The following is an 11,806-nucleotide window of genomic DNA, read 5'->3' as shown; positions in this document are numbered from 1 at the left end:
TGCGTCGTTGGGAAAAAGAAGATGTTCTTGAGCGGGTGCAAGCACGACTGGATGCAAACCCAGCTCAACTGGCGGTCCGCAGCATGACCGTCGAACATCCCTACGGCACGATCAAATCATGAATGGGGGCCACCCACTTCAAAATGCGAACCCTGAAAAACGTGGCAACTGAGATGGCGCTGCATGTGCTGGCCTACAATATGACCCGCGTCATGAACCTGATGGGCATTCCGGCGATGATAGCGGCCATGAAGGCGTAAAAGGTCCCGCTCGCCTTCAAATTAGAACACAAATGCTCGGATAGGCCGAAGACTGTCCTGAGCGCCACCATGATCCATCAGGGTAGCGGAATAACGATATCGTGCCAAAATGGACACGAACGTCAAAAACTCTTAAGGGCACCAAGATCAGCCGGGTTTCCACACAGCCTCTCCGCTGAGCAACGTGTTCTAAGTGAAGCAAACGTCACCTTTCCGCACGTCCTTCCACAGACACTTACGGCCCCTCGCAAACTTTGGCGGCCAGATATGGTTCTGCGATACAGTTTTCCCGAAGCGGTCATTGGGGTGAAACGCGGCGTTTGGACTGAGGTTTGCGACGCTTCGTCGGAGAGAGGTCAACTTCGGTTTGGTTGGTTTAAAGGTACTGTTCAATCCATCGCCAATCCCAGCGGTTATATCGCTAGTAGGCTTTCATTCAGCAACAATTATTTCGAGTATGGCTTTTTCAACCTCGGCCACGGGTGCAACCCATTCTATGTCGGCCATATCAAAATCAGGCCAATAGCTGTCGACAGAAACTCCAGTTCGAATTCTCAGTCTAATTCCAATGCCTTCCGCTTCTGAAAACAAAGCAGATATTTCGCATGCATCTTCGTCTTCGGATTTGCGGGAAGGGGGGCCAGCGAAGCAGGCTACAAATATTGCGTTTCCAAATAGAGTTAGCTTTTTTGATCGGTAGAGAATCGTACCTAGTTCTTTGCCTGACACATATAGAAATCCTGGTTTGTCACTGGGTGTCCCCGCATAGGCCGCATGTAATCCTCCGCCGAGATTAAGTGATAAAAATTGGACATGATATTGTTTTTGTATCCTGAAAGAGCATCTAAAATGGGCGGCTCTTTTTTTGGCCAGCTGAATGAAAACCCCTCAACGCTGTAGGGCGGGTTCCCATCAAATGTTCTGCCGAGATAGCGGCCATGCTGATAGTTTTTTTAGTTTTTGGTGCGAAAGGGCCTGATAAACTGAGGTCGCGGGCGACAAAATCGAGCATGGCTGTGCGACTGGAATGCGAGTTTCCCGCAGGAGAAATACTGGATTTCATTCAAATTTCCCCTTAGGGCTGAAACAGCTTTCAATCAGTAATGCGTCAATTCTATGATGGAAACGGGTAACGTTAGAATTTGCGTTCTGGCTTGTGGGGCCAAACCAAACGCGTTTCTCATTTTGGGAAGGCGGACCACATCGAAGGCCGGATGTGCAAGGCAAGCCTTGTTGTATTTTCAATGCGCGGACGCCTCCGCCCGGCAGGTTTCTTTTTCCGCCCTGATAGCTGTGCACCGATAACGTTAGGCTCGCGCCTAATGCCGTCAGTGCGACAGTACCTTAACGCCGAAATAATTAAGCAAGGTCTCGCTCTGGTCGGCACTGATGGTCAGATCATCCAAACTGCGGGCTTGAGAAAAGTCCAACTCGTCAATATCCGCATGCGCCAAATTTGCGCCCGTCAGCGAAGCATTCCTCAGGAGGGTATTGTTCAGGTTTGAACCGGCGAAATTTGCAGAAGACAGGTTGCAGCCGCCGAGGTCTGCGCCGCGAAGGTCGCAGATTTCAAAGGTGCTTCCTTGTAGATCTTGCCCCTTCATGCGGGCCTTAAAAAAACTGGTACGGGAGCATGACATCCCGCCCATGTTGAAGCGCGCGTTGACGCGGCGATGAACGTCAATGTCAATTTCTGCGGCGGACAGGATACAATTTTCCAGCCGCAACATGAAACCCTTGCACGCCAGAAGTTGATTGCTGGAAAGGTCACAATCCACGAGGTTGGCGTCGGAGAGGTCGCATCGGGACCAGACGCATCGTTGCTCGGTGTCCGCATCGTAGAACTGGCAGGAAAGCAGCTTTACGTCGCGAAAAGAGCAATCGGTGAACCGACAGTTTTGAAACTTCGACAACCCGATTTTACCGCCATCAAAAGTACAATCCACAAACGCACAGTCGTAGAATTCGGTCTCGAATATTGAGAAGTCATCAAGGCAATCGTTGCGAAATATTTCACCCGTGACCTGACGCAGGGCCGATGCGTCTTCAAGTGTTATGGCGACCATCTAGTGAACGCTTCGACCAAGTTGACCAAGCCGTTCATCTGCTGGCCTCTTGAAAATGACGGCCCCTTTAAAGCGTTGAGCGTCAGTGAGTTTTATCCCGTGCAAATCTACGTTCCCAGCACTGCAGCCGCCTGACAGATCGATGTCCGATAGATCCCAACCGTCAAGATCGTGGTCAAAAACTGGGGAGTTTTGTGAGGCCATGTCCGTCTTTCACAGAGCAGCCCAAAGAACACAAGGTGCGCGCCAACCGATTTGATCTCGGGAATTCGCTCGCTCCGCGGAGCAAGCATCGCCCAATGATTAGCGGCAACGCCGTTAGCGCCCTTCTTTTTGACGCCTGACATTCAAGTTTTCGTGCGCATATTTACGCAGCATCCGTGCGGTTTTGCCTGCCATGCCATCGCTCTGGCTTTCGCTGAAAACAGCATAGGCTGCGTAGGCAAATCGCGGAGCGTCCTCAATTAAATGCAACCAGCCAGCCTGTATTTCTGGCTCGATTGAGCGTCGGGGGAAATATCCAGATGCAGGTACGGTCCGCAAATACTGCAAGCCCAAAGTCCCAATCCCAAGTTGCAGGCTTGGTGTTGTGAACTGTGGAAAGTTCAGCAGGTGATGTGTGCGAAATTCAAATCCCCAATCAATCAACACGTAGTTTTCGCCGAAGGGATCGGTTGACGAGTCGCTATCGCTGCTGACCAAAACGAACTCGTCCTCGAAAAGCTGTTCAACCGCGAGCCCCGACGTGTTTTGCGGCCTGTACATCACAGCGAGGTCGAGCGAGCCATCGTTAAGTTTCGGTCCTAAGATGTCTGAGGTCGCCAAGGACGCCTTAATTGCCATGTTGGGGATTTTGGCTTGAAGGGTAGGGATGGCATCAATCAGGAAGCCGTCCCACAAGCTTGGTGGGGCCCCAATTTCCAAGACCGATTCCAGTGTCGCAGGGAGTGCCGCGTCAAGCTTGGCCTGTGTCCACGTCCGCACAAGTGTTGTGGCATGTCTTTGAAAATTGCGTCCCGCAGCCGTCATCGTCGCACCGGATTTGCTGCGTTCAAAGACCGGTTGTCCGAGCTGCTGCTCAAGCGAGCGGATGCGCATGCTAACGGTGGATTGTGTGACATTTACCTTGCCAGCAGCATTGAAAAAGCTGCCAGTTTCGACAACGGCCAGAAAGGTTCGTGCGAGTTCTACATCCATGATTCACCTATTTGAATATCCGATATCATCATTGCTTTAAATTCACTATTCAAATCTCAAAGGACGTGAGAAATAGAGCTACGGATCGAATCATTCGGTCCTTACGAGGAGTTCTCCCATGAAATCGACTTCAAAACCTTCTTCAAAACCAGCATCTCCTAAGCCCACCGGAAAGCCATCCGCACCTAAAGGCGTCTAGCGCCCTTAGCTTTGCGAATTGTACCTGCTGACAATTCTACGGCCCCCATATTTACGAGTAAAAGAGAGACGCGATAGACAAGCATATCTCCTAAAACAGCTCAATCTCGCGTTTCTAATTTCTCGGTAGGTCTAGGAATGGACTCCAATGAACCTCAACACCAACAAAACTTCGGAGAAGATGAAATCCGTCAAAGCCAGCTGTGACAAGGCACCTTTTGGCGAAAAAAGGGCTTCCGCAATGAAGCACTATTACGCCGCTGAGTCCGCGCACACAGCAAAGGACGACGCAAAAGCGAACAAAGAACTTGATGCCGCAAAGCACGCCCTTGCGTAACATCATCTCCCAAAACAACCAAAACGCGGTCCATTATGGAGCGCTTAATTCTGAATGGAAATAACATGAAAAACGTAATTCTCGTAGCTGCTCTCGCGACTTCTTTTGCTTTCTCTGCTAATGCAATGAACGCTGAGGTTGATACCGACGGCGATGGAATGGCATCTCTCGTTGAGCTTCAAGTGTCACAGCCTGATCTTACCGATGTTGTGTTCAACGAAATCGACACAGATGGCGATGGCTTCCTCAATGACGACGAAATGGCTGCTGCAATCGAGGCCGGCACTTTGATGGACCCAGAGGCTGATGCATAAATCTTAAGTTGAAGAATAAATTCAGCTTTCGAACTGTTTAGATAACCAAGAACGGCACGGGGAGACCTGTGCCGTTTTTACCGACGTTTAAGGCATTACCCGTTGGAGATATCCGTGATTGGCGCGAGGTTTTCGCTACCCTATCATGAAGACGTCATATCGTGTTGTTTTGCCGCGAATTTGGTGTGAACACGCCTGAACGCCTTCAATCGGATCGGCCTTGGCTGGCCATTTAAGAACCACCCGTTTACGCGCATGTTTTATTGCCAATCGCACCAGATCAGCAGCGTCATCGTCTGTACCAACGATCTCGCGAACTTGACGCAGGTCTTGTTTTACAAGCGCTGAATTTTTCCGTTCGGGATGCATTGGATCGATCAAAATTGCTTCGCCCGACAGTTCAGGGATCAAATCCTTGGCGTCCCCTTTCATGAGGGTCATGCGGCCAATAATCTCGCGAAGCTGCCCACCCTCGCTCGCGGCGCGCTCCATGCCATCCGTTAACAACGCATGCATTTTCTCTGAACGCTCGATCATGGTCACTTGCGCACCTAAAGACGCTAAAAGAAATGAGTCTCGTCCCAATCCCGCCGTCGCATCAATAATCATTGGCGTTTTGCCCGCACGCAGCCCCATAGCCTTCGCTAAGTCTTGACCACGGCCGCCACCAAACCGAAGCCGATGCGCCACGGAACCATTGACAAAATCGACGCGCAACTCTGCTGCAACCCGCTTCAAACTCTACTCATTTTCTTTCCCAGATGGGCACCAATGCCCATAATGCCCAACCAATACCGCTTTTCTAGATGTACCACAGCCCCATTTTTCAAAGGCGTGAACAAAACGCTTTGCTTCACAGAATTTTATGCTGCGCGGTGGGTGAAATGGTGCCGTTACCCATGAGACTGCTTTTGGACTGCGACAACTTGAGGTTCTTTTCGGAACAGGCAAAGGGTTGACTGCGCGAGTTAATTATCTCAAATCAGTTTCATAGCGAAAGGGCAGCAGATGGCGCTTGAGGTGCAGAATTTGCGTACGCTGAACGGAAGCTGCGTTACATTTAGGGTGTCGGCGGGCCAATGTGTGGCGCTGACTGGTCCCTCTGGGTCGGGGAAGTCGCTTGTGTTGCGCGCGATTGCCGACCTCGATCAGGCCGAGGGTAGCGTTGTTTTGAACGGGCGGGCGCGCGAGGCATATCAACCAACTGTCTGGCGGCAACTTGTCCGCTACTTGCCGCCAGTGAGTCAGTTTTGGACGCCGCACCTCGCGGGGCATTTTGCCAAGGATATGACCTCCGAAGCCGAAAAACTTGGTCTCAGCGCCCATGACCTCACCGCGCCAATCGAGCGGCTTTCGACGGGGCAACGGCAACGGGGGGCCATAATGAGGGCCATGTCCAATCAACCGAAAGTGCTCCTACTTGATGAGCCAACGTCTGCCCTTGATGCTGTCTCCATTGATCGTGTTGAAGGGATGTTGCGAGAATTTATGGCGCAGGGTGGCGCGATAGTTTTGGTGACACATGACCAAGCGCAAGCACAACGCATGTCCGAGTCTATGATCGAACTGGTGGTGAAGGCATGACACCAGATATCGGTTTTGATAAAATCCTCATCGCTGCTTTGTTTCTGCTGATTAATGGCGGGATATCCTTGGCTCTTTCGCTTGGGATTGGCCGCAGCCTCCTGATCGCTGGGGTGCGAATGGTGGTGCAACTCGTTCTGCTGGCCTTCGTGTTGCGCTGGATTTTCGAGGTCGATAGCATTGCAATCACGCTTTTGGCCATGATCGTAATGGGGGGCTTTGCGGGGTACGAGGTTTTGCTTCGGCAAGCGCATCCTGCGGGGCGGCTTTGGACGGCCAGTTTGGGGACGACGGTTATGTTGTCTTGCGGATTTCTCATTACGTTGCCGACATTGGCTGTGATTGTGCAGGCCGAACCGTGGTTTTCCCCGCGCGTCGCCTTGCCTATGTTTGGGATGATTGCCGGAAGCGCCATGGGGAGCGTGGCGCTCACTTTGCATGTTTTAAGCCATGCGTTGATCCGAGATGCGTTGATTATCGAAGCGCGGCTTTCCATGGGAGAAAGCAAGTTTCAGGCGCTCGGACCGACGCTGCGAACCGCAATTCGCTCTGGCCTTTTGCCGACGGTTACAAATATGGCGTCCATCGGGGTTGTCTCAATACCGGGGATGATGACGGGGCAGATCCTCGCAAATGCCGATCCCTTAACGGCCGCAAAATACCAGATGGTCATCATGTTCCTGATTTCGGCAACCAGTGCGTTAGGGGCCGTGGCCGCCGCTTATGCCTTGGCGTGGCGGGTCACCGACCAGCGCCATCGGCTGCGGCTAGATCGTTTGCGCGGGGTGTAACACCCTTACGAACCTGTACCGCGGTCCACGCCTGCCGTTCCTTAAGGGGGAGGTCGTCGCCTAAATCTGAACATGAATCGTGACTTCTAGAAATGGTCGCTTCACAACGCACAAAATATACTCCGGCATGGGTCTTGACGTGAAAATCGCGTGCGCTATCCGTCGCCTGTAGGAGATCAATCTCAAGCGCGGGGTATTGCGTATGCCCGCCAATCGCTTGAAGCGCGGCGATCTCGGCCACTTGCGCCTCGGGCGACAGGTGCGATGTTCCGCGCAAGCTAGGAAGCCATGCCTGCCCATTGCTTTCTGCGGCGATTATTGCGGCGGCATCCGTGGCCCCGATGCGGCCATATTTACGCATCGAACGTGTAAATACCGCATTGCCAGAAAAGCGGCAACCGCCCAGATGCGTGCTTTCCCAAACGTCAAAACGGTCGCGATATTCCTGCGCGGCAGCCGCCAAGAGGCGATAGGCGGCGAAACCGAATTTCGCGCAGCAACGATCATGCTGACCGTGCGTGCAACATAAGACCACTTCTGCGGTTGCATGCGTGGACCGATATTCTGTGAGGGGATTGTCGGCGGCCAAGGCCAAAAGGAAATCCGCCAGATGATCTGGGGGGATGTCAAAGGATTGCCGTCTGGGCACAACAATCACGCGTCCAATTGGGCCTGCGTCATTTTTGCGATCAACGAGGTTCACCCGCCATCCCGCATTTGTAACGGTTTGGATGGCGTCGCGCAGGGGGCCGCCCATATCCGCCGCTTCACGCATCGCATACGACCAGCGCGATTTTGGCCAGCGGATCAATACCATGCGTTCGGGGTGCGCGCCGGTTCCTGCGAGGGCTTCGCCCGATTGCCGCCCGAAGGTTGCACAGAAATTATCCGGCTGTGTCATCGGGGATTTAGGCGGGCGAGAAGGGGGCGGAATGGGCATTTTTAAAGGTGTGACTTTCGGCGAGAAAAGTTGCGCGGCGGGGTTTGACAAGCTCGTTTATTATATCTAAGTAAAATAGTCAGCCATTATCATCAAGCCATTTTGATAAGAGCCAGAAATTAAAAATTATTTGGATCTCTTATGAAAATGACGCGTCGCGTTCTTCTTTCCGTCCTTGCGGTCGGCATCGCAACTCCCGTGTTTGCGGGCGAAATCTCTCACGAGCTTGGCACGACCATGGTGCCTGAAAATCCACAGCGCATTGTCGTTTTGGAGTTTAGCTATATTGACGCGTTAGTCTCTGTGGGTGTGGTGCCCGTGGGTATTGCCGACGACAATAAACCCGAGCGCATCATGCCGGTTTATGGCGCTGTGATTGGCGATACATGGACCTCCGTAGGTACACGCAAAACCCCGAGCCTTGAAGTAATTGCGTCGCTGCAACCTGATTTGATCCTCGCAGATAAAACCCGCCACACCGACGCCTATGCCACGCTTTCGCAAATCGCGCCGACGGTTGTGATGGATAGTTTGAGCGGCGATTACACAGCTTCTGTCGAGCAGATGCTCCTGATTGGCGAGGCGATTGGCAAAGCGGATGCAATGAATGCGCGTGTGGCCGACCATAGGGCGAAAATGGCCGACTACGCGGAAAAAATTCGGCCCTATGCCCAAAACGTGCGGGCACAATTTGGCGTCGCGAATGGCGAAGCGCTCTTTTTACATGCGCCGCCCTCCTACAACGGGTCTCTGTTGGCGCGCCTTGGATTTTCACCAGCGATGACCCCAAACGAGGGCAAAGGGTATGAATCCAACTATGTAACGACAACCCTAGAGCAGCTATCGGAAATCAATCCTGACGTGCTTATCATTGGCGAATATGCCGATCCCTCCGTCACCGATAATTGGGAGAATGACGCGTTGTGGAACGCGCTGAAAGCCGTGAAGGATGCGCGCGTCTACAACGTTGAGGCCAACACGTGGTCCCGTTTGCGCGGCATGGTGGCCGCCGAGCAAACCGCCCAAGACCTTTTGACCATTGTGGGCGCAGATGGCAGCGATAGCTGATATTCCGGCAAGCCTAAGAATGAGTAGCCACGTTTGGAAGATAGCGGCAATTGCCGTTGTCCTCCTGCTGGCCACTGTTGGGTCGCTGGTTACGGGGGGGCGCTCTGACGTTGGAGTAACCGATATTTTTACGCTTTTAACGGGGGCGGAGGATATTGCCGCGACAACGATGCGCGATATCCGTATGCCGCGTACGGCTGTGGCCGCGCTTGTGGGGGTAAATCTCGCGCTTGCGGGTGTGGTTCTACAGGCCCTTACGCGCAACCCACTCGCGTCTCCTGCAATTCTGGGCATCAATCAAGGGGCCGCCCTTGGCCTTGTCGCCGCCCTCGTTTTTCCTAGCGCGACGGGGCTTGCGCTCAATAGCATGGCAGTGGCCGGAGCCTTGGCGGCAGGGGCGGCGACCTTCGCGATTGCGGGGGGATTTTGCGGGCGGATCGACCCGCTACGGCTTGTTCTTGGGGGCGTGGCCGTTGGCGCGTTTTCCTTCGCGGCGGTGCGATTTGCCTATACGCTTGAAGATGATCTGGCCCATGCGGTGATCCGATGGACCATCGGCGATATTGGCGACATGCGTTGGCACGACGCCGCACCCTTGGCTGTGTTTACCTTCGTTGGAACGTTGGGGGGCGCGGCCCTAGCGCAGCGTTTGAATATGATGGCGTTGGGGGATGCCTCGGCGCGGGGCTTGGGCGCTGATCCGCGCTGGACGTTGTTTCTTGGCGCTGTTCTCGCGGCCATTTTGGCAGGGGCAAGTGTGACTGTGGCAGGGCCGATTGCCTTTGTGGGCTTGGTCGTGCCCCACCTTGCGCGCGTGATGTTCGGCGGCGATCATCGCGTATTGGTTCCCGCCGCCGCCGCCCTTGGGGCCGCCCTGATGCTTGTCGCAGATACATTGTCCAAACTCATAGCGGCCCCGAGTGAAATCCCTGTCGGATTGGTCGCGGCATTGATCGGCGCGCCGTGGTTTCTCTATCTCACTCTGACATCAGAGGCGCTAGAATGAGTCGAACGTTATGGGTTTTAGTCGGCTTGTTGGGCGTGGTCGTGCTGGCGGTAATATGGTCGATTTCGGCGGGGGCTGTGCCAATCTCGGCTTCGGTTATCGTGAACACGTTGTTCGGTCTTGAGGGACCACACCAAGATTTTATCATCCTGCAATCGCGCCTCCCGCGCACCGTTTTGGCGCTAATTGCCGGAGCGGCTTTGGCGATCTCTGGAGCGATCATTCAGGCGCTCCTGCGCAACCCATTGGCCAGCCCAAAAGTTATTGGAATCAACTCGGGCGCGGCCCTCGCGGTTTGTCTGGGTGTCCTGTCAGGCGTGAGTCCCCTTTGGTCGCCCGTGTTGGCTGCGGTGGGCGGGTTTGCTGCGGCGTCTCTGGTTTGGATCGGGTCGCTCCGGCGCGGCGCAAGCCCGGCACGTCTGGCGCTGATCGGCATTGCGGTCGGTTTCTTGGCCGACGCAGGGGTGGATTATATCCTCGTGACAGCGCCCACCTTTGAATTTTCCGCGCCTCTGGTTTGGCTGACGGGATCGCTTTGGAGTAGGGGGTGGGATGATGTGGCACGTTCTGCTCCGCTGATTTTACCTCTGATCGGCATGGCGTTGCTCCTTGCGTTTAGGCTTGATTTGATCCGACTTGGAGATGCACATGCGCGGGGTCTTGGGATGAACGTCAAGATCGAGCGTTTCTTGCTCTTGGCCTTGGCAACGGCTTTGGCCTCCGTTTCTGTCGCAGCTGTCGGCGCTTTGGGATTTGTTGGCCTCATGGCCCCCCATATGGCGCGGCAATTGGTCGGCGGAAATCATCGGGCGGTGTTGCCCGCATCAATGCTCGTGGGCATGGCCCTTGTTGTGTTGTCCGATGCCGCAGGGCGCGCACTGGCTCCCCCCATTGAAATTTCGGCGGGCATTCTGACCGCTCTTTTTGGCGCCCCGTTTTTTGTATTCATCCTTCTGACAAGCCGACGCGAGGGCCTATGACCATAAAGTTGCAAAATCTACGTGCGGGCTATCGCGGCTTCACGTTGAAAGACATCAATCAAGACCTCCCGATGGGGCGTTTGACCGCGTTAATCGGGCCCAATGGCTGTGGGAAATCTACGCTGTTTGGGGCGATGGCGGGTAATCTCGCGGTGAAATCGGGCCGGATTCTGATTGATGGTTTGGATGTGAGTAAAACATCCCCGCGCAAAATTTCGCGCCATGTGGCCTTGCTCCCGCAAAGTCCCGTCGTTCCACCCGCAATTCGCGTGGAACAACTCGTGGCCTATGGGCGCGCGCCCTATCAAAATTTATTGGGGCAGCGCCGCGCAGGTGATCAAGAAGCGATCGAGTCGGCGATGGTCAAAGCGGGCATTGATACCCTCAGACAAAGCAAGCTTTCCGACCTTTCGGGCGGTCAGCGACAGCGCGCGTTTCTAGCGATGTGTCTGGCACAGGACACCCCCGTGATGCTGTTTGATGAGCCGACGTCGTTTCTCGATATTCGCTATCAATACGAAACATTGGAGGTCCTTGCCGATCTCGCCAATGGGGGACGCACTGTGGTTGTGGTGTTGCATGACATCGGTCAGGCGGCAAGATTTGCGCATCATTTGGTCGTGATGAAAGCAGGAAAAGTGCTCAACAGTGGGCCACCGTCAGAAACCATCACGCCACAGACCTTGCGCGATGCCTATGAGGTCGAGGCGCAAGTTTATGCGGACCCCGTCACCCAAACCCCACAATTGTCGCCCTTGAGCAGCATTAGAGCAAGAAACTAGCGTTTGGTCATGATAAACTGAGCCGTTTTTCGCGCGTTTTGGCCCAAACTGGTACCAAAGCAGGACGGCGTTCCGTCTTGGCTGTATTTGGACAAGCCCGTTTTAAGCCTCAACATCGGACATCAACTCGAAAGTATGGTCCTTGCCAAAGGGCCCACCCAAAACGGTGATAACGGATGCGAGGTTTGGCGAGGACACCTTAAACGCGCCTTATCACTTAGCGGCGCGTTTAAGACTGTTTCTTGGTGGGGTCGCGCTTGGATCAGCCAACCTGCCCAAAATC

The 11,806-nt window shown here is 54.1% G+C and carries 13 protein-coding genes and 1 pseudogene; 9 read left to right on the top strand and 5 right to left on the bottom strand.

Annotated elements, in window-relative coordinates; all coding sequences use genetic code 11:
* Window positions 1-260, top strand: a pseudogene (locus AB9F29_RS13880) (transposase); the annotation flags it as partial.
* 432 nt (window positions 261-692) lie between these two features.
* On the opposite strand, the gene AB9F29_RS13875 reads toward AB9F29_RS13880, so the two are convergent.
* The 3 genes from AB9F29_RS13875 to AB9F29_RS13865 all read right to left on the bottom strand — a co-directional run bounded on the left by AB9F29_RS13875 (window position 693) and on the right by AB9F29_RS13865 (window position 3,523).
* Window positions 693-989: a hypothetical protein gene (locus tag AB9F29_RS13875; RefSeq protein WP_369756104.1), complete on the bottom strand. Its 297-nt coding sequence runs from the start codon at window positions 987-989 to the stop codon at window positions 693-695.
* Window positions 990-1,588: 599 nt separating this feature from the next.
* Entirely contained in the window at window positions 1,589-2,326 is a 738-nt protein-coding gene (locus AB9F29_RS13870; protein ID WP_369756103.1) for a pentapeptide repeat-containing protein, read from the bottom strand.
* Window positions 2,327-2,644: 318 nt separating this feature from the next.
* A complete protein-coding gene (locus tag AB9F29_RS13865) occupies window positions 2,645-3,523 on the bottom strand; it encodes a LysR family transcriptional regulator (RefSeq protein ID WP_335584305.1) in 879 nt (292 codons plus the stop codon).
* 346 nt (window positions 3,524-3,869) lie between these two features.
* On the opposite strand from AB9F29_RS13865, the gene AB9F29_RS13860 reads away from it, so the two are divergent.
* Window positions 3,870-4,058 carry a hypothetical protein gene (locus tag AB9F29_RS13860; RefSeq protein ID WP_038999862.1) on the top strand — a complete coding sequence of 63 codons (189 nt, stop codon included), beginning with the start codon at window positions 3,870-3,872 and terminating at the stop codon, window positions 4,056-4,058.
* A 65-nt stretch (window positions 4,059-4,123) separates the two neighbouring features.
* Window positions 4,124-4,372 carry a hypothetical protein gene (locus AB9F29_RS13855; RefSeq protein ID WP_038999863.1) on the top strand — a complete coding sequence of 83 codons (249 nt, stop codon included), beginning with the start codon at window positions 4,124-4,126 and terminating at the stop codon, window positions 4,370-4,372.
* A 135-nt stretch (window positions 4,373-4,507) separates the two neighbouring features.
* Here the strand turns inward: AB9F29_RS13855 and AB9F29_RS13850 are convergent, their stop codons facing one another.
* Window positions 4,508-5,110 (bottom strand): class I SAM-dependent methyltransferase, encoded by a 603-nt coding sequence (locus AB9F29_RS13850; RefSeq protein ID WP_369756102.1) that lies wholly within the window; start codon window positions 5,108-5,110, stop codon window positions 4,508-4,510.
* 270 nt (window positions 5,111-5,380) lie between these two features.
* On the opposite strand from AB9F29_RS13850, the gene AB9F29_RS13845 reads away from it, so the two are divergent.
* Window positions 5,381-5,956, top strand: coding sequence for an ATP-binding cassette domain-containing protein (locus tag AB9F29_RS13845; RefSeq protein ID WP_369756101.1), 576 nt, complete (start codon window positions 5,381-5,383; stop codon window positions 5,954-5,956).
* On the top strand, window positions 5,953-6,747 hold the full coding sequence (locus AB9F29_RS13840; RefSeq protein ID WP_369756100.1) for an ABC transporter permease: 795 nt from the start codon (window positions 5,953-5,955) through the stop codon (window positions 6,745-6,747). Before AB9F29_RS13845 ends, AB9F29_RS13840 begins: the two co-directional genes overlap by 4 nt.
* Here AB9F29_RS13840 and AB9F29_RS13835 read toward each other — a convergent pair.
* Entirely contained in the window at window positions 6,698-7,648 is a 951-nt protein-coding gene (locus AB9F29_RS13835; protein WP_369756099.1) for a sucrase ferredoxin, read from the bottom strand. The two genes, AB9F29_RS13840 and AB9F29_RS13835, sit on opposite strands and share 50 nt — an antisense overlap.
* Window positions 7,649-7,828: 180 nt before the next feature.
* On the opposite strand from AB9F29_RS13835, the gene AB9F29_RS13830 reads away from it, so the two are divergent.
* From AB9F29_RS13830 to AB9F29_RS13815, 4 genes are read left to right on the top strand one after another with little or no spacing between them, the layout of a single operon-like run.
* Window positions 7,829-8,755, top strand: a complete 927-nt coding sequence (locus AB9F29_RS13830; RefSeq protein WP_369756098.1) for a Fe(3+) dicitrate ABC transporter substrate-binding protein — start codon at window positions 7,829-7,831, stop codon at window positions 8,753-8,755.
* Window positions 8,739-9,761 (top strand): FecCD family ABC transporter permease, encoded by a 1,023-nt coding sequence (locus AB9F29_RS13825; RefSeq protein ID WP_369756097.1) that lies wholly within the window; start codon window positions 8,739-8,741, stop codon window positions 9,759-9,761. Before AB9F29_RS13830 ends, AB9F29_RS13825 begins: the two co-directional genes overlap by 17 nt.
* A complete protein-coding gene (locus tag AB9F29_RS13820; RefSeq protein ID WP_369756096.1) occupies window positions 9,758-10,741 on the top strand; it encodes a FecCD family ABC transporter permease in 984 nt (327 codons plus the stop codon). Before AB9F29_RS13825 ends, AB9F29_RS13820 begins: the two co-directional genes overlap by 4 nt.
* Entirely contained in the window at window positions 10,738-11,523 is a 786-nt protein-coding gene (locus AB9F29_RS13815; protein WP_369756095.1) for an ABC transporter ATP-binding protein, read from the top strand. Before AB9F29_RS13820 ends, AB9F29_RS13815 begins: the two co-directional genes overlap by 4 nt.
* The last annotated feature ends 283 nt before the right edge of the window (window positions 11,524-11,806 follow it).

It is taken from the genome of Falsihalocynthiibacter sp. S25ZX9 (assembly GCF_041205405.1).
GTDB classification, from domain to species: domain Bacteria; phylum Pseudomonadota; class Alphaproteobacteria; order Rhodobacterales; family Rhodobacteraceae; genus Falsihalocynthiibacter; species Falsihalocynthiibacter arcticus.
Note: the sequence above shows the minus strand (reverse complement) of the source record. Positions and strands in the feature narration are given on the sequence as shown.

Excerpts from the sequence above, each read along its gene's own strand:
- AB9F29_RS13825 (WP_369756097.1), top strand. The coding sequence starts at position 8,739 with ATGGCAGCGATAGCTGATATTCCGGCAAGCCTAAGAATGAGTAGCCAC.
- AB9F29_RS13870 (WP_369756103.1), bottom strand. The coding sequence starts at position 2,326 with ATGGTCGCCATAACACTTGAAGACGCATCGGCCCTGCGTCAGGTCACG.
- AB9F29_RS13865 (WP_335584305.1), bottom strand. The coding sequence starts at position 3,523 with ATGGATGTAGAACTCGCACGAACCTTTCTGGCCGTTGTCGAAACTGGC.
- AB9F29_RS13820 (WP_369756096.1), top strand. The coding sequence starts at position 9,758 with ATGAGTCGAACGTTATGGGTTTTAGTCGGCTTGTTGGGCGTGGTCGTG.
- AB9F29_RS13815 (WP_369756095.1), top strand. The coding sequence starts at position 10,738 with ATGACCATAAAGTTGCAAAATCTACGTGCGGGCTATCGCGGCTTCACG.
- AB9F29_RS13835 (WP_369756099.1), bottom strand. The coding sequence starts at position 7,648 with ATGACACAGCCGGATAATTTCTGTGCAACCTTCGGGCGGCAATCGGGC.
- AB9F29_RS13855 (WP_038999863.1), top strand. The coding sequence starts at position 4,124 with ATGAAAAACGTAATTCTCGTAGCTGCTCTCGCGACTTCTTTTGCTTTC.
- AB9F29_RS13845 (WP_369756101.1), top strand. The coding sequence starts at position 5,381 with ATGGCGCTTGAGGTGCAGAATTTGCGTACGCTGAACGGAAGCTGCGTT.
- AB9F29_RS13840 (WP_369756100.1), top strand. The coding sequence starts at position 5,953 with ATGACACCAGATATCGGTTTTGATAAAATCCTCATCGCTGCTTTGTTT.
- AB9F29_RS13830 (WP_369756098.1), top strand. The coding sequence starts at position 7,829 with ATGAAAATGACGCGTCGCGTTCTTCTTTCCGTCCTTGCGGTCGGCATC.
- AB9F29_RS13860 (WP_038999862.1), top strand. The coding sequence starts at position 3,870 with ATGAACCTCAACACCAACAAAACTTCGGAGAAGATGAAATCCGTCAAA.